Annotated in this window: 1 protein-coding gene; it reads right to left on the reverse strand. The window is 74.4% G+C overall.

Annotation, left to right across the window (positions count from 1 at the left end; translation table 11 throughout):
• Positions 1–3: 3 nt before the first annotated feature.
• Positions 4–18,858 carry a non-ribosomal peptide synthase/polyketide synthase gene (locus ACH4DZ_RS00945; protein WP_398284740.1) on the reverse strand — a complete coding sequence of 6,285 codons (18,855 nt, stop codon included), beginning with the start codon at positions 18,856–18,858 and terminating at the stop codon, positions 4–6.
• Between the last annotated feature and the right edge of the window lie 34 nt (positions 18,859–18,892).

Consider the following 18,892-nt stretch of genomic DNA (forward strand, 5'->3'; position numbering starts at 1 on the left):
TCCTCACCGTTCGTCGTGGTCGCTGTCGCCGCGTGCGGCGTCTTCGAGTTCGCTGAGCACCTGTTCCTCCACCAGGTCGGCCAGGGCGGCGACCGTGCGGTGGACCAGGACGTCACGGGGTGTGAGGTGCACGCCGAAGGCGTCGTTGGCCCGTGAGGAGATGTGCAGGGCGCGCAGGGAGTCGCCGCCCAGGTCGAAGTAGTCGTCCTCGGCGCCGACGCGCGTGTCCAGCGCCTCCTCCCACAAACCGGCGAGGATCTCCTCGGTGGGGGTGCGGGGAGCGACGTGCTCCGCGGTCCGCGGCGCGTCCGGTGCGGGCGCGGGCAGGGCGGCCCGGTCGGTCTTGCCGTTCTCGGTGAGCGGGAAGCGCTCAAGGACGACGTACGCGGAAGGCACCATCGGGCCCGGCAGGCTCGCGGCGGCCAGCGCCCGCAGTTCGGCGGCGGTGGGGGTCTCGGCGTCGGGCACGCCCAGCAGGTGGGCGACCAGACGCGGCAGGCCCGGTTCGTCCTCCCGTACGCTCACCACGGCGTCCAGCACGGCCGGATGGCGTACGAGCGTGGCCTCGACCTCGCCCGCCTCGATGCGGTGACCGCGCAGCTTGAGCTGGTGGTCGGTGCGGCCCAGGTAGTGCAGTTCGCCGCGGGCGTCGCGTCGTACGAGGTCGCCGGTGCGGTACATACGGGTGCCGGGCGGCCCGAACGGGTCGGCGGTGAAGCGGGTCGCGGTCAGACCGGGACGCCCCAGATAGCCGCGGGCCAGCGCCGGTCCGCTCAGCCACAGTTCGCCCGCCACACCGTCCGGGACCGGCCGCCGCCGGGCGTCCAGGACGTACGCTCCGGTGGCGGGCAGCGGGCGGCCGATGGGCGGGGCGCTGCCGTTCGCCTCCAGGGGGTCCGACCAGGTGGCGACGACGGTGGCCTCGGTCGGTCCGTAGGAGTTGACCAGGCGGTGGTGCGGGGCCCAGCGGGCGACCAGGTCGGCGCCGCACGCGTCGGCGCCCACGGTCAGGGTCTTGAGGTCGGGCAGGGTGCCGGGGGTGTCCGGCGGCAGGGTACCGAGCGCGGCCGGGGGCAGCAGGGTGTGGGTGATGCGCTCGGTACGCAGCGTGTCGGCCAGTTCGGCGCCGAGCAGCGGACCGGGTCGTGGGACGACCAGGCGGGCGCCCTGCGGCAGGGACATGCACAGCTCCAGCACCGAGGCGTCGAAGCTGGGTGTGGCGAACGCCAGCACCCGGTCGTCCGGTGCCACCTGGTAGTGCGCGGCCTCGGCGGCGGCGAAGGCGGCCAGACCCCGGTGGGTGACCACGACGCCCTTGGGGGTGCCGGTGGAGCCGGAGGTGTAGATGACGTAGGCGGGATCGTCCAGGTCCAGCGGACGGCCGCGGTCGGCGTCGGTGGGCCGGTGGCCGGGCGTACCGTCCGGCGTGTCACGCCCCTCCTGGGCTTCGGACCCACCGTGCTCGTCCGCGAGCAGCGCGGACACCTCGGCGGCGTCGAGGGTGACGGCGGGCGCCGCGTCCCGCAGCATGAACGCCACCCGCTCCGGCGGGTAGTCGGGGTCCACCGGCAGGAAGGCGGCGCCTGCCTTGGTGACCGCGAGCTGGGCGAGGACCATGTCCGCCGAGCGCGGCAGGACCAGGGCGACGAGGCTGCCGGGGCCCGCGCCACGCGCGATGAGCCGGTGCGCCAGGCGGTTGGCCCGCTCCTCGGTCTCGGCGAAGGTCAGGGACAGGCCGGGCGCGCTCAGCGCCGTGGCCGTGGGACGGCGGTCCACCGCCGCCTCGATCAGGGCGGGCAGGGTCGCCGGCTCCACCGGTGCGAGTTGTGGGCGGGCGGGGCCGCGCAGCAGCCGGGCCCGTTCCCCGGGCGGCAGGATGTCGATCGTGTCCAGGCGGTCGGTGTCCTGGGCGGCGGCCAGTTCACCCAGTGTGCGCAGGAGTTGGGCGGCGAGGGAGGTGGCGGTGGCGGCGTCGAAGTGGCGCGGGTCGTAGCCGAGTTCGATGCCGAGCCGCTCGCCGGGCGAGATCACCACGGTGAGCGGGTAGTTGGTCGCCTCGCGGGCGTCGAGGTCGTGTACGTGGACGCCGTGGGCGCCGGCCGTGGCGTCGCCGACCGGGTAGTTCTCGAAGACCAGGAGGCTGTCGAACATCGGCGTCCCGGCGGGCAGCCCGCTCCACGCCTGCAGGTCGGTCAGGGGTACGTGATCGAAGCGCCGGTCCTCGGCCCGTACGGCCTGGGTGTCCCGCAGCCAGGTGTCGCAGGCCGCGCTCCCGTCCACGGTGACCCGGGCGGGCAGGGTGGTGATGAACAGGCCGGTGATGGTGTCGGCGCCGGGCAGGTCGGCGGGCCGCCCGGAGACGGTGGTGCCGAAGCACACCTCCCGTTCGCCGCTCCACCGCGACAGCAGCAGCGCCCAGGCGCCCTGCGCGACGGTGTTGAGGGTCAGGCGGTTGCGGCGGGCGAAGTCCTCCAGCCGCTTGGTCTCCTCCGTGTCCAGCCACTGGGACAGCCAGGTGTCGGAGCGGGCCGCGGAGCTCTGGGCGGGCCTGCGGTCGTAGGGCAGCGGCGTGGGAGCGGTGAGCTCCGTGAGGGCGCTCCTCCAGTGCTCCTCGGCGGGTGCGGTCTCCCGGGCTGCGAGCCAGGCCGCGTAGTCGCCGAACGGGCGGCGGTCCGGCAGCCGGGGTTCCTCGCCCCGGACGAGCGCCGCGTGGGCGGCCATGACGTCGGCCAGGACGTGGAAGACGCTCCAGCCGTCCAGCAGGACGTGGTGGAAGGTCCACACGACCCGTACCTGGTCCGGGCCGAGCCGGATCAGGGCCAGGCGCAGCAGCGGGGCGCGGTCCAGGGCCAGGCCGCGGGTCTTGTCCTCGGCGAGCAGCCGTTCCAGTGCGGTGTCGCGCGCGTCCGGGGTCAGCGCGCTCCAGTCGAGTTCGGTGACCGGCAGCACGGCGGTGCGGTGCACGGCCTGGAGCGGGGCGGGGACACCGTTCAGCACCACGGTGGTGCGCAGGACGGGTGTGCGGTCTACCACGTGCTGCCAGGCGGCGGCGAGCAGGCGCGGGTCGCGCACCCCGTCCGCGACGAACGTGATCTGCTCGACGTACATGCCCCGGCCGGGCTCGTCCAGGCCGTGCACGACCATGCCGGTCTGGGTGGGGGTGAGCGGATAGAGGTCCACGATGTCGCGGCCGGTGCCCACCAGCCGGTCCACCTCCTTCTGGTCCAGCGCCACCAGCGGGAAGTCGGACGGGCTACGGCCTCCGGCGCCGGCTTCGGCGCAGTGCCGCACGATGTGCCGCAGTTCGTCGGCCAGTTCGGTCGCCAGCCGGGCGACCGTGTCCCGCCGGTGCACCTCGCGCGAGTACGACCAGGTGAACTCCAGTCGCTCATCGGTGACTTGCCCGAGCAGGTCGAGCAGGTGCGGCCGGTCCGCCGCGCGGTCGAGGCCGCCGGCGAGTCCGGCGTACGGGGTGTGCAGCAAGCCGTCCGTGGTGGGGCTGCGGTCCTGCCGGCCCAGGTAGTTGAAGCCGACCTGCGGGAGTCCCGGCAGGCCGAGTCGGTCGCGGTCGGGGTGCAGGTGGCGCAGGGCGCCGTAGCCGAGCCCGCTCCTCGGCACGGCCCGCAGGCTCTCCTTGACGGACTTCAGCGCCGCCCCGGTGCCCGCGTCCCCGGGCACGTCCAGCGCGACGGGGAACATGGTGGTGAACCAGCCGACGGTACGGGCCAGGTCGACGTCGTCGAACAGTTCCTCACGGCCGTGGCCCTCCAGCGCCACCATGACCCGCTCCCGGCCGGTCCAGCGGCCGAGGACCCGTCCCAGGGCGCACAGCAGGACGTCGTTGACGCGGGTGCGGTAGACGTCCGGTACGTCCTGGAGCAGCCGCCGGGTGTCGTCGGCGTCCAGGCTCACCGTCACGGTCTCCTCGCAGGCGGCCGTGTTGGCGCCGGTGAGGTCGGTCGGCAGCGGGGTGGCATCGGCGGACAGGGCCTGCCAGTGGGTGAGTTCGTCGTCGAAGCCGCCGGAGGCGGTGTGGGCGGCCAGACGCCGGGCCCACGTACGGAAGGACGTGCTCTTCGGACCGAGATCGGCCCGCTCGCCCGCGCGCAGTGCCCGGTAGGCGGTCTCCAGGTCCTCCAGGACCAGGCGCCAGGAGACCGCGTCGACGACCAGGTGGTGGGCGGCCAGCAGCAGGACGGGGCGCCGGTCGTCGCCGCGCCGGCACAGGGCGGCCCGGAGCAGGGGCCCTTCGGCGAGGTCGAACCCGGCGCACAGGCGGTCGGCGAGGTCGCGTATCGCCGCGTCGGAGGCGTCGGACGCCTCACCCGGGGTCGACGCGTCGGGGCCGCCGGAAACGTCATGCGTCTCCAGTCGCGGCGCCTCCCCCGGCGCGGTCCCGTACTGCCGCCACCGTCCGTCGCCGGACGGCTCGAAGCGCAGACGCAGGGCGTCGTGGTGTTCCAGGACGACGGCCAGGGCGGCCCGCAGCAGCGTCTCGTCGGTGTCGGCGGCGAGGTGGAAGGAGACGGCCTGGGTCAACTGGGCGGGGTCGCCGGTGAGCTCGTCGAACAGCCAGTGCTGGACCGGAGTCAGCGGTACGTCCCCGACGACCGGGCCCTGTTCCGCCGCGGTCCGTGGGACCGCCGGGTTCTCGGCCGCGGCGGCCAGTTCGGCCACGGTCTGGTGGCGGAACAGGTGCCGGGGTGTCAGTGCGAGACCGGCCCTGCGGGCGGCGGAGACGATCTGGATCCCGAGGACGGAGTCGCCGCCGAGCGCGAAGTAGTTGTCCTGCGCGCCCACGTCGGGCACGCCCAGCACCTCGGACCAGATCGCGGCGAGCACCCGCTCGGCCTCGGTGCGCGGCGGGCGGTCGCCGCTCCCGCCCGGCGCCGACCACACGGGGTCGGGCAGCGCGCGCCGGTCCAGCTTGCCGGTGGCCCCCAGGGGCAGCCGCTCCAGCGGCACGACGAGCGCGGGGACCAGGTGGTCGGGGAGCGTACGCGCTAGGAAGGCCCGCAGTTCGGCGGAGCCGGGAAGCCCGGGGCCCTCGGGGACCACGTACGCCACCAGACGCTTGTGACCGTCGTGCTCGACCACGCGGGCGGCCGCCGCGGACACCTCGGGGTGCCGGGTCAACGCGGCCTCGACCTCGCCGAGTTCGATGCGGAAGCCGCGGACCTTCACCTGGTCGTCCGAGCGGCCGAGGTACACCAGCTCGCCGTCGGCCGTCCACCGCACGAGGTCTCCGGTGCGGTACATCCGGCCGCCGGGTGGGCCGAACGGGTCGGCCGGGAAGCGGGACGCGGTCAGGCCCGGACGGTTGAGGTAACCGCGGGCCACCCCGGTCCCGGCCAGGTACAGCTCACCCGGCACTCCGGCGGGCACCGGGCGCAGCCGGGCGTCCAGGGCGTAGGCGCGGGCTCCGCCGACGGGCCTGCCGATCGGCGGTACGCGGTCGGGTTCCGCCGGGTCGCAGGTGAAGGCGGTGGCGTAGACGGTGGCCTCGGTGGGGCCGTAGATGTTCATCACCCGGCAGCCGGGGACCGCCGAGCGGACCTGGCGCACGGTCTGCACGGGCAGCGCCTCGCCGGCGAGGACGACGGTGTCGGCGCTGACGTGGACGGTGTCCTCCGCCAGCAGCCGCCCGAGCGCGGAGGGCACCGCGCTGAGCAGTCCCGCCTGCCAGGGTTCCTCGCGTTCGGCGAGGGCGAGGAGGTCGTGGACGATCTCGACGCGGCCACCCGCCAGCAGGGGCGAGAAGATCTCGAACACGGACACGTCGAAGTTGAGCGAGGTGGAGGCCACCACATGCTCCAGGCCGCGTCCGCCGAACTCGGCGGCGGCCCAGTCGGTCAGGGCCAGCACCGACGCCTGGGCGACGACGACGCCCTTGGGCCGGCCGGTCGAGCCGGAGGTGTGGATGACGTAGGCGGGATGGTCCGGCAGCAGCCGTCCGTGCCGTTCGTCGTCGGTGAGGTCGTCGCCGGACAGGGCGGCCAGACGTGCGGCGCAGTCCGGGTCGTCGAGGGCGATCCGGGTGAACGGCCCGTCCGGCAGCCGCCCGCCCGTCTCCGCGCAGGTGACGACCGCCTCGGGCCGCACGTCGTCGAAGAGGAAGGCGATGCGCTCGGCCGGATAGCCCGGGTCGACGGGCAGATAGGCGGCGCCGCTCTTGAGGACGGCCAGCAGCGCCACGATCAGGTCAGGGGTGCGCGGCAGGGCGAGCGCCACGAACCGCTCGGGCCCGGCCCCCGCCTCGACGAGCAGCCGGGCCAGCCGGTTGGCACGCTCGTCGAGCTGCCGGTAGGTGAGCTGTTCCCGGCCACCGCCGAGCACGGCCGGGGCGTCGGGGGTACGCGCCACCTGGGCGCGGAAGGCCTCGGGCAGGGTGCGGTACGGGGCCTCGGCCACCGGGCCGCCGAAGCGGTCCAGCAGTCGGCGGCCCTCCTGGGCGGACACCAGGGGCAGGTCGGCCAGGGCGCGTTCCGGTCCTGTGGCCATCTCGGTCAGCAGCGTGCGCAGGCTCGCGCCGATGCCGTCGACGGTGGCCGCGTCGAAGGCGGCGGGGTCGTAGTCCAGGGTGACGGTGAGGGAGTCGCCGGGCGCGACCACCACGCTGAGCGGGTAGTTGGTCGGCTCCACATCGCGTTCCTGCTCCATGGCGAGGCCGTGCCGGGCCAGGGCGTCCGCGTCGAACGGATAGTTCTCGAAGACCACGATGCTGTCGAACAGGGACGTGCCGCCCGGTACCTCGCTCCACGTCTGGAGCTGGGCGAGGGAGACGAAGTCGTGGCGCCGTGACTCCGACTGGGCGGCCTGCAGTTCACCCAGCCAGTCCAGCAGGCGGCGCCCGCCGTCGATCCGCGCCCGGGTGGGCAGGGTGTTGATGAACAGGCCGACCATGGAGGTCACACCCGGCAGATCGGCCGGACGGCCGGAGACGGTGGTGCCGAACACCACGTCGTCCCCGCCGCCGTAGCGGGACAGCAGCAGCGCCCAGGCGCCCTGGAGGACGGTGTTGACGGTCAGACCCGCCGTCTGTGCCGTCTCCCGCAGCCGCGCCGACACGTCGGCGTCGAGCGTCACCCGCACCGACCCGGAGGAGGAGGTGCGGTGCGCCTCGGCGGGCCGCCGGTCGCGCGGCAGTGCGGTGGCGACGGGGAAACCGGCCAGGGCCTCGCGCCAGTACGTTTCGGCCCGCTCGGTGTCCTGCCGGGCCAGCCAGCCCAGGTAGTCGCCGAAGGGGGCGCGGTCGGGCACGTCCGGGCGGCGCCCCGAGGTGATCGCCGCGTACCGCTCGCACACCTCGTCGAAGACCTGGGCCGCGCTCCAGCCGTCGAGCAGCAGGTGGTGGAAGGTCCACAGCATCCGCACCCGTTCGGGCGACAGCCGGATCAGGGCCAGGCGCATCAGCGGGGCCGTCTCCAGGTCGAGGCCCGCCTGCCGGTCCTCGTCGACCAGCCGCGCGAGTTCCGTCGCCCGGCGCTCGTCCGACCATCCGGACCAGTCGTGGTGCGTGACGGGGACGGCAGCCCGCCGCCGTACGGCCTGCATGGGCTCGGCGGTCTCCTGCCACACCGGGTGGGTGCGCAGCATCGCGTTGGCGTCCACCGTCCGCTGCCACGCCTCGGCCAGGGCGTGCGGATCGGCGACGCCCGACAGCACCAGTTGCACCTGGTTGACGTAGGTGCGGCTGTCGGGGTCCAGCAGGCTGTGGAACAGCATGCCGGCCTGCATCGGCGTCAGCGGGTACAGGTCGTCGACCGTACGGCCGTCGCCCACGACCCGGTCCACGGCGGCCTGGTCGATCCGCACCAGCGGGAAGTCCGACGGCGTACGGCCTCCCGCGTCCGGCCCGGCGCAGTGGGCGACGACGTCCTCCAGTGCCCGCAGCATGCCCGACGCGAGGCCGTCGACGGTCTCCTCGCGGTGCAGGTGCCGGCTGTAGTGCCAGGTGATCTCCAGTTCGCCGTCCTCGACGCGGGCGACCACGTCGAGCAGATGCGGGCGTACGGACTCCGGTGCCTCGGCGCCGTCCAGGCCGCCCGGCACGGAACGCACCAGCGCACCGCCCCGCGCCGACCAGTCGAAGCGGCCCAGGTAGTTGAAGCTGACGCCGGGCATCGGCGCGTCGGCCGGCCGCTCGTCGCGTGCCAGATGGCGCAGGGCGCCGTGGCCCAGACCCCGCGCGGGCACCGCCCGCAACTGCTCCTTGACGGACTTCAGGGCGGTACCCCAGTCCCCGTCCCCGTCCGGGAGGTCGAGGGCGACGGGGAAGAGGCTGGTGAACCAGCCCACCGTGCGGGACAGGTCGATGTCGTCGAAGAGCTGGTCCTCGCGGCCGTGTCCCTCCAGGCCGACGGCGACGGTCCGCCGTCCGGTCCAGTCGGCGAGCACCCGGCCGAGGGCGGTCAGCAGGACGTCGTCGACGCGGGTGCGGTAGACACCCGGCACCGCCCGCAACAGGGCATCCGTGCGCCGCCGGTCGAGGCGTACGGTCACGGCGTCCGCGTCGGCCATGGTGTTGCCGCCGTCGCCGTCCACCGGCAGGGGTGCGGCGCAGTGCCGGGCCACCGTCTCCCAGTGCTCGCGCTGCGCGGCGAAACCGCCCGAGGCGGTGTGCGCGTGCAGCCGCCGCGTCCACTCCTGGACGGAGGTCGTCCGCGCCGGCAGCCGTACGGACTCGCCGGTACGGGCCTGCCCGTAGGCGGTCTCCAGGTCCTCCAGCAGGACACGCCAGGAGACGCCGTCGACGACCAGGTGGTGCACGACCAGGAGCAGGCGGGCGCCGGTGGTGCCCGTTCCGCCCGTAGCACCGGAGGTACCGGTGAACAGACGGGCCGTCAGCGGCGGTCCGCCCGCGAGCCGGAAGGAGGCGTGCGCCTCGGCCGTCACCCGGGCTTCGGTCTCCGCCGTCGCCGTCTCCCCGAGCCCGCGCAGGTCGTGGACCGCCAGCAGTTCGGGGGCCTCCTCGTCGGCTCCCGGGCACTCCTGGCGCCAGGAGCCGTCGGCGGACCGGACGAAACGGCAGCGCAGGGCGTCGTGGTGCGCGTACACGGCGGCCAGGGCGCGGCGCAGGGCCGCCGGGTCGACGTCGTCGGGCGTCTCCACGACGACGGACTGGTTGAAGAACTCCGGTCGCCGCGGCCCGGGTTCGAGGAACCAGTGCTGGATCGGGGTGAGCGGGACCTCGCCGCTCACGGGACCGGTCCCCGCGACCGGTACGGCCGTGCCGGTGGTCGCCGCGGCGGCCAGAGCGGCGACCGTCGGATGCCGGAACAGGTCCCTCGGTGTGAGCGCGAGTCCGGCGGCGCGGGCGCGGGAGACGACCTGGATGCTGAGGATCGAGTCGCCGCCGAGCGTGAAGAAGTTGGTGTCGGCGCCGACCCGTTCCACTCCGAGCAGTTCCGCCCAGATCCCGGCGAGGGTCCGCTCGGCCTCGGTGCGCGGCGCGCGGTACCCGGCGTCACCGGCCGCCGTCCATTCGGGTGCGGGCAGCCGGCGCCGGTCCACCTTGCCGTTGGCCGTCAGGGGCAGTTCGGCCAGCGTGACGAAGGCGGCGGGCACCATGTAGTCGGGTAGTTCGGCGACGACGTGCGCGCGCAGCTCGTCCGCGGACGGCACGGCGGCCGAGGGCGCGGGCACGAGGTGCGCGGCCAGCCGCTTGCGTCCGGCGTGCTCGTACACCGAGACGACCGCCTCGGCGACGGACGGATGTGCGGTGAGCCGGGCCTCGATCTCGGTGGGTTCGACGCGGAATCCGCGGATCTTGACCTGGTCGTCCGCGCGTCCCACGAAGTGCAGTTCGCCGTCGGCGCTCCACCGCACGATGTCTCCGGTGCGGTACATCAGCCCGCCGGACGGACCGAACGGATCCGCCAGGTAGCGTGCGGCGGTCGCACCGGGCCGTCCGGCGTAGCCACGGGCCAGTCCGGCACCCGCGATGTACAACTCCCCCGGTATGCCGGGCGGTTGCGGCTGGAGGGTGCCGTCCAGCACGTACACGCGTGTGTTGTCGAGCGGCCGTCCGATGGGCAGCACGGGCGGCAGCGGGTCACCGGCACGGAAGACCCGCCGGGTCGCGAAGGTGGTGGTCTCGGTCGGTCCGTAGCCGTCGACGACGGTGAGGCCGGGGCAGGCGTCGAGCACGCGGCCCACCACCGCTCCGGGTACGGCCTCGCCGCCGGTCCACACCTCATGGGCGCCGCGCAGGCAGGTGGGGTCCTCCTGGGCGAGCAGCCGGAAAAGGCCCGCGGTGAGCCACAGGCAGCGCACTCCCTGCTCGGTGATCGCACGGCGGACGACGGCGGCGTCCACGTCGGCCGGCGGAGCCAGCACGGCCGTTCCGCCGCGCAGCAGCGGCACCCACAGTTCGTAGGTGGCGGCGTCGAAGGCGTGCGGGGAGTGCACGAGGATCCGGTCGTGTCCGGCGAAGGCGCTGTCGAGGGCGAGGGCGGCGACGTCCCGCTGGCGTACCGCGACGCCCTTGGGGATGCCGGTGGAGCCGGAAGTGAACATCAGGTATTGGACGTTGTCCGGGTGGATCTCCCCGAAGCGCGCGACCTCGCCTTGCGCGACCTCTCCTTCCGCGCCCTGTACGTCTGCGCCCTGTACGTCCGCGTCCTGTACGTCCGCGTCCTGTACGTCTGCGGCTAGAAGGTCGGCCACGCGCAGTACGGTCCCGTCGGGCAGCACCTCTCCCGCCGACGCCCGCCGGTCGGCGTCGGCATCGGTGAGCAGCAGCCGCGCCCCCGCCTCGGTGAGCATCCGGCGCAGCCGCTCGTGCGGTGCCCGGCTGTCCAGCGGCACGAACACACCGCCGGTGCGGACCAGGGCGAGCTGGACGACCACGAGGTCGGCCGAGCGGTCCATCAGCACGCCGACCGAGACCTCGGCGGCCACGCCGAGCGCGGCGAGCCGGCCGGCCAGCAGGGCGGCCCGGGCGTCGAGTTCCCGGTAGGTGAACCGCGCCGCGTCCGTCTCCAGGGCCACGGCGTCCGGGGTGCGCCGGACCTGCGCGGCGAACAGCTCCGCCACGGTGGCCCCGGGTGTCCCGGTGGCCGTGTCGTTCCACTGCCCGACCACCTGGGCGCGGCGGGTGGCCGAGAGCAACGGCAGCCGGGCGGGCGGCAGTTGGGGCGTGGCCGCCATGTTCGTCAGCAGGACGGTGAGGTATTCGACCATGCGCCCGACGGTGTCCGCGTCGAACAACCGCGGGTCGTAGCCGAGCCGCAGACCGAGTTCGGCGCCCGGGTAGGCCACCAGGCTCAGCGGGTAGTTGGTGGTCTCGATGCCGTCCAGGGCGCTCAGCCGCAGTCCGTGCGCGGCGGCCAGCTCGTCGTCGACCGGGTAGTTCTCGAAGACGACGATGCTGTCGAACAGGGCGACGCGTTCGGGGAGTTCGGTGAAGCCCTTCATCCGGGTGAGCGGCACGTGGTCGTGGCGGCGGTCCTCGCTCTGCTCCTGCTGGAGGTCGCGCAGCCAGTCGAGCAGGGACCTGTCGTGCGGCACCGTCACCCGCGTGGGCAGGGTCGTGATGAAGAGGCCGGTCATGGTGTCCGCGCCCGGCAGCTCGGGGGGCCGCCCGGACACGGTCGTGCCGAAGACGACGTCGTCCCTGCGGGCCTGACGGCGCAGCAGCAGCGCCCAGGCGCCCTGCACGAGGGTGTTGACGGTCAGCCCGGCCGTCCTGGCCAGCTCCTCCAGTGCCCGGCTGGTGGCCGTGTCCACGGTGGTGCGGACGGCCGCGGTGGACTCGGCCCGGTGGCTCTCCCGCGGCTCGCGGTCGTACGGCAGCACGGTCGCCTCGGCCAGGTCGGCCAGGCGGCGGCGCCAGTGTCCGTCGGCCTCCGCCCCGTCGCGCTCGCGCAGCCAGGCGATGTAGTCCCGGAAGGGGCGCCGGTCGGGCAGCGGCTCCCGCCCGCCCGTGGCGTGTCCGGTGAACACGTCGGACAGCACCTGGAACAGGCTCCAGCCGTCCAGGATCAGGTGGTGGAACGACCACACCACCCGTACACCGCCGTCGGAGATCCGGGCGAGCACCAGCCGCTGGAGCGGGGCCCGGTCGAGGTCGATGCCCTGTCGGCGGTCCCGGTCGAGAAGGTCCCGCAGCCGGTGCCCGTGCTCCTCCTCGCCCAGGTCGCGCCAGTCCAGGTGGGTCACGGGCAGGCTCGCGTGCCGCTGCACCACGAGGAGCGGCTCGGGTACGTCCTGCCAGACGACACGGCCGCGCAGCACGGGTGTGTGGTCGGTGACGCGCTGCCAGGCCGCCGCGAGCGCGGCCGGGTCGGGCACGCCGTCCAGGTCGAAGGTCAGCTGCTGGAAGTAGACACCCAGGTCGTCCTGGGAGAGCCGGTGGAAGAGCATGCCGGTCTGGGTGGGGGTGAGCGGGTGGACGTCCTCCACCGCGTCCGGGTCGTCGCCGACGATCCGGTCAACGGCCGCCTGGTCGAGGCGGGCCAGGGGGAAGTCCGAAGGGGTGCGTCCGCCGCTGCCGGGCAGGCCGGCGTGCCGTGCGATGCCGGCCAGCGCGTCGGCGAAGTGTGCGGCCAGCTCGGCGACGGCCGTCCGCGTGTGCAGTGCGTCGGAGTAGAACCAGCTGAACTCCAGTGCGTCGCCGTCCAGTCGGCCCACGACCTCCAGCGGGTGCGGGCGCAGGGCGGCGGGGTCGGCGTCCAGTTCCAGCGTGCGGAACGGGCCCTCGTACAGGCCTCCGGTGGCGTCCGGGAGGCCGAACCTGCCCAGGTAGTTGAAGCTGACCTGTGCTTCCACCGCCTCGGGCAGTGCCCCCGGGCGGGCGAGGTGTCGCAGCGCGTCGTGCCCGACGCCGTGCCGGGGCACCGCCCGCAACTGCTCCTTGACCTGCTTGAGTACGACGTCCCAGTCGGCGTCGGGCGGCACGGCGAGGGCGACGGGGTGGCGTGTGGTGAACCAGCCGAGGGTACGGCTGGTGTCCACGTCGGCGAACAGCTCCTCGCGGCCGTGCCCCTCGACGTCCACCAGCACCCGCTCGTGCCCGGTCCACGAGCACAGGACCCGGCCGAGCGCGCTCAGCAGCACGTCGTTGACCCTGGTGCGGTAGGTGTCCGGCAGGGTGCGCAGCAGGGCGGAGGTGTCCTCCGGCGTGAGGCGTACGGTCACCGAGCGGGCGGAGGCGTAGGTGTTGGCGCCGTCTCCGTCGGTGGGCAGGGCCGCACCGGCGCCGGTGACGGCATCGGTCCAGTACGCGGCCTCGTCGTCGAAGCCGCCGCCGGCCGCGTGGGCGGACAGCCGCCGGGCCCAGTGCCGCAGCGGTGAACTCTTCGGGGGCAGCGCCGCCTGTCCGTCCCGGCCCTCCCGGCGGGCGCGGTAGGCGCGGTCCAGGTCCTCCATGAGCACGCGCCACGACACGCCGTCGACGACCAGGTGATGGACGGACAGGTGCAGCACGCGGGACCGGCCCGGGCCGCGGTCGTGCAGCACGGCGCGCAGCAGCGGGCCTTGGCGCAGGTCGAAGGCGCCGTGGTGCGGTGAGTCGGTGTCCGGGCCCGCGTGGCGGGCCAGCGGGACGCGGGGCGCCTTGTCCTCGATGCGCCAGACGACGGGCGGTCGGACGTCGGCATCTTCGGCCCCCGCACCCGGTGTCTCCTCGGTGAGGAAACGCGAGCGCAGCGCGTCGTGGTGGGCGACGAGGTCGTTGAGGGCCTCCTCCAGCGCCGCCGGGTCCAGGTCGTCGGGGACCTGGAACGACAGGGTCTGGGCGAAGCGGCCCGCGTGGCGGGCGGCGCTCTCGAACAGCCAGCGCTGGATGGGGGTCAGGGGCGCGGCGCCGGTGGCGTCGACGAGCGCCGGGGTCGCGGGCTCACGGCCGCCGGCCGCGTCGGCACAGCGGGCGAGGGCGGCGATCGTCTGGTGGCGGTAGACGTCCCGGGAGGTCAGGGTGAGGCCCGCCTGCCGGGCCTGGGCCACCACCTGGATGCTGAGGATGGAGTCGCCGCCCAGCATGAAGAAGTTGTCGTCCACCCCGATGCGGTCCACGCGCAGGATGTCCGCCCAGACGGCGGCGAGGACGCGCTCGGTGGGCGTACGCGGGGCCACGCGGTGCGAACGGCCGCGGGCCGGTCCCGGGTCCGGGAGGCGCCCCCTGTCCAGCTTGCCGTTGGGGTTGAGGGGCAGGTCCGTCAGGACCATGACGGCCGTCGGCACCATGTAGTCGGGCAGGGTGTGGCCGAGGGTCCGGCGCACCTCCTCCGGCTCGACGCGCGCGTCCGGAGCGGGGACGACATAGCCGACCAGCCGACGGTGGCCCTGGCTCTCCCACACCGTGGCCGCCGCCTCCGCCACACCGTCGAGGCCGCGCAGCGCCTCCTCCACCTCGCCCAGTTCGATGCGGAAGCCGCGTACCTTGACCTGCTGGTCGGTGCGGCCCACGTACTCCAGTTCGCCGTCGGCGCTCCACCGCACCAGGTCCCCGGTGCGGTACATGCGGTCCCCCGGCGCGCCGAAGGGGTCGGCGACGAACCGGGACGCGGTCAGTCCCGGGCGCCCCAGATATCCGCGGGCCAGTCCCCCGCCGCCCAGATACAGCTCGCCGGTCACACCCGGCGGCTGGAGACACAGCAAGGAGTCCAGGACATAGGCCCGGGTTCGGGCCACGGGCCTGCCGATCGGCGGCGCCTGGTCCGGTGCCGCGTCACCGGCGAACCAGGCGGTGGCGTAGACGGTGGCCTCGGTCGGGCCGTAGATGTTGGCGATGTCGCAGCCGGGCATCGTCCGCCGCAGGTCCTGCACGGTCTGCGCGGGAAGCGCCTCGCCGGCCAGGACGACGGTGTCCGCCGTCACGGGCGCGCCGTCCTCGGCGAGCATCCGGGAGATCACCGACGGCACACCGCTGATGAGCCCGGCCCGCCGCGTCTCCGCGGCAGCGGCGGTGTCGACGGTGTCGACGAGGGCCGGAAGGTCGGGGACCACCTCGATGCCGCCGCCCACGAGCAGGGGGCAGAGCATCTCGAAGACCGACACGTCGAAGTTGAGCGAGGTGGAGGCCACCACGTGGGCCAGTCGCCCCGGCCCGAAGCGATCCCCCGCCCACGCGGCGAGCGCCGCGACACTGCGATGGGTGATCACGACGCCCTTGGGACGTCCGGTCGAACCCGAGGTGTAGATGACGTAGGCGGGATGCTCCGGATCGAGGGGCCGCACCCGGTCGGCGTCGGTGAGGTCGCTGCCGGTGCTGTCGCCGTCGGTGCTGTCGCCGTCGGCGGTGGGGGTGGAGGTGGCCTCCCGCGGAAGGCAGTCCTCCATGAGCAGCGGGACGCAGTCCTCGGGCAGCGCTGCGGCGGTCTCGCGGGTGGCCAGGACCAGGGCGGGAGCCGCGTCGGCGAGCATGAAGCGGATGCGCTCGACCGGATAGCCGGGGTCCACCGGAAGGTAACCCGCGCCCGCTTTCAGCACGGCCCACAGGACCGGCAGCAGGTCAGCCGTCCTCGGCAGGCACAGGGCCACCAGTGTCTCGGGTCCGACGCCGCGGGCGGCCAGCAGCCGGGCGAGCCGGTTGGCACGCCGGTTGACCTCGGCGTAGTCCAGGCGTTCGGGCCCGCACGTCACGGCGGTCCGGTCGGGTGTCCGTGCCACCTGTGCCTCGAACAGCGCGGGCAGCGTACGGGCCGGTGTGCGGTCGGGGTCCTCGGCCGGCGGGTTCCATTCCTCCAGCACCGTGTGCCGTTCGTCCTCCGAAAGGAGGGCCAGTTCACCCACGGTGCGGTGCGGCCCGTCGGCCATGCCCTCCAGCAGCCGGCGCAGCTGGCGGGCCATCCGCGCCACCGTCCGCGCTTCGAACAGACCGGTGTTGTACTCGACCGTCAGCTCGCAGCCGCCGTCGGGACGCGGTACGAACTCCAGCACCAGGTCCAGCCGGGCGGCCGGGCGGGGCAGCGGCTGCTGCTCGATCCGTACCCCGCCGGCCTGCGGAAGGTCGCTCAGGGCGGTCTGCTGGACCACGAGCGCCTGCACCAGCGGGGTACGGCTCGGGTCCCGGGTCGGGGCCAGTTCCTCCACCACCCGGTCGAACGGCACCCCTTCATGGGCGAAGGCGTCCAGGACCGTCGCGCGCATGCCCTCCACGAACCGGTCGACGGTCATGGCGTCGTCCACCTCGCCGCGCAGCACGACGGTGTTGGCGAAGAACCCGGTCACGTCCTCCAGTTCGCGGCGCCCCCGCCCGGTGGTGACAGTGCCGAAGGCGATGTCCCGCTGCCCGGAGTACCGGGAGAACAGCACCGCGGCGGCGCCGGCGAACAGGGTGAAGATTGTCGTGCCGCGGCCGCCGGCCAGGTGCCGCAGCCGTGCGACCAGTTCGGCCGGGAGGTGCTGCCGGTGGGCCTCGCCCTCGGTGGTGCGCACCACCGGCCGGGGCCGGTCGGTCGGCAGATCCAGTTGCGGCATGCCGGAGAGATGCCGCTTCCAGTACGCGAGGTCCGACGCGTCGCCGTCCCCGGAGCGCCGCTGCCGCTCCCACACGGCGAAGTCCGGGTACTGCACGCGGGGTTCGGGCAGGCCGGACGGCAGCCCGGACGCCTCGGCCCGGTACAGCGCCGCCAGGTCACGGGTCAGGATGCCCACGGACCAGCCGTCGGTGACGATGTGGTGCTGGGCCAGCAGCAGCACATGGTCTTCGTCGCCGCGGCGGACGAGCAGGGCCCGGGTCAGTGGACCGGTGGCCAGGTCGAAGGGGCGGCCGAGTTCCTCGGTGAGAAGCTGTTCGACGGCCTCGTCGAGCCCGTCGGCGGGCAGGTGGGCCACGTCGGCGGTGCGCAACGGCAGTTCCGTGTGCGCGTGGACGTGCTGCACGCCCTGGCCGTCCTCCGTGGCGAAGGTCGTGCGCAGGGAGTCGTGCCGGGCGGACAGCCGGTCCAGGGCCCGGCGCAGAGCCCCGGCGTCCAGCTCGCCGCGCAGCCGCAGCGCCAGGCCGGTGTTGTACTCGGTGCCGCCCGGGGTGAGGTCGTCCAGGAACCACAGGCGTCGCTGGGCGCTGGAGAGCGGGAGCGGCCGGTCGCGGGGGACGGCCGGGATCGGGTCCGGGGGTGCCACGAGGGTCGACGGGCTCACCAGCCGGGCCAGCGCGGCGACGGTTCGCGCGGTGAACACGTCCCGGATCGACAGCCGGGCGCCGAGTTCCTCACGGATCCGGGCCAGGACGCGGGCGGCGAGGATGGAGTCACCGCCCAGGTCGAAGAAGTCGTCCTCGACGCCGACGGCGTCGGCCCCGAGGATGTCCGCCCAGATGTCGGCGAGGACCCGCTCCTGCGAGGTACGCGGCGCCACATGACCCGGGGCGACCGCCCGGACCGGGGCGGGCAGCGCACGCCGGTCGATCTTGTTCTGCGGGGTGAGCGGCAGGGCGTCCAGGACGACCACGGCGGACGGCACCATGTGCGGTGGCAGGACGGCGGCGGCGACCGCCCTCAAGTCGGCCGCGTCCAGGGCGTGTTCCGGGTCGCCGGCCGTGACGTATCCGACGAGTTGACGTCGCCCGGGCTCGTCCTCGCGCACCACGACCACCGCGTCGCGCACCCCGCTGTGGCGCCGCAGTGCCGTCTCGATCTCCCCGGGCTCGATACGGAAGCCCCGCACCTTGACCTGGCGGTCGACCCGGCCCAGGTACTCCAGTTCGCCGTTCGCGTTCCGGCGTGCCCGGTCGCCCGTGCGGTAGAGCCGGGCTCCGGGCGGGCCGAAGGGGCTGGCGACGAAGCGGCCGGCGGTGAGGCCGGGCCGGTTGAGGTATCCGCGGGCCACTCCGACGCCGCCGACATACAGTTCCCCGTCGGTTCCCTGCGGTACGGGGCGCATGGCCGCGTCGAGGACGTGTGTCCCGGTACCGGCGAGGGGCCGGCCGATGCTCGGTGTGCCGCCGCCCGCCGCCAGCGGTCCGGTCCAGGAGGCCACGATGGTCGTCTCGGTGGGACCGTAGGAGTTGATCATCCGTCGGCCGGGCGCCCACTGGTCGACGAGTGCCGCCGGGCACGCCTCGGCTCCCACGATCAGCGTGCTCAGCCGTCCCGGGCCGATCCGCGCGGGGTCGGGCACGGTGGCGAGGGCGGCCGGCGGGATCAGCGCGTGGGTGATGCGGTGCTCGTTCACCACCGCGGCCAGTTCGTCGCCCAGCCAGGGGCCGTCGGGCGGTACGACGAGGGTGGCGCCGGACAGGACGGAGATGAACAGCTCCAGCACGGAGGCGTCGAAGCTGGGCGAGGAGAACTGCAGGACCCGGCCGCCCGGCCCCACGGCGTACTGTCCGGCGGCGCCCGCGGTGAAAGCGGCGATGCCCCGGTGGGTGACGGTCACTCCCTTGGGCGTTCCTGTCGAGCCCGAGGTGTAGATGACGTACGCGGCCTGGTCGGCGTCCACCCGGGGGCCCGGGCCGTCGGGGGCCGGCCCGGCGGCCTCCATGACGGCGCGCAGGTCTGCCGGGTCGTCGAGGACGACGGCCGGCGCCGCGTCCGCCAGCATCAACGCGCGCCTCTCGCCCGGGTACTGGGGGTCCACCGGCAGGAAGGCGGCGCCCGCACGGGCGGCGGCCAGTTCGGCGGCGATCAGCTCCAGTGAGCGCGGCAGGACCAGCGCCACCGTCCGCTCCGGCCCGGCCCCGCGCCGTACGAGATCGGCGGCCAGGCGCCCGGTACGCTCCGCCAGTTCCCGGTAGGACCAGGTCCGCCGGCCGTCGGTCACCGCCGGCGCGTCCGGCGTACGGCGCACCCACGACTCGAACAGTTCACCGAGCGGCAGCGGCTCCACCGCGCCGTCGGTACCGCCTCCGGCGGTGACGCCCTCCGCCCGGGCGGAGGGGGACATCGGCACGGGCTCGTTGTGCAGGTCCGTCATGGGAGGTCCTTCGAAAGCGGTGGTGACGCGGGTG

It is taken from the genome of Streptomyces sp. NPDC017991, from assembly GCF_044328075.1.
Taxonomy (GTDB): domain Bacteria; phylum Actinomycetota; class Actinomycetes; order Streptomycetales; family Streptomycetaceae; genus Streptomyces.

Excerpts from the sequence above, each read along its gene's own strand:
- ACH4DZ_RS00945 (WP_398284740.1), bottom strand. The coding sequence starts at position 18,858 with ATGACGGACCTGCACAACGAGCCCGTGCCGATGTCCCCCTCCGCCCGG.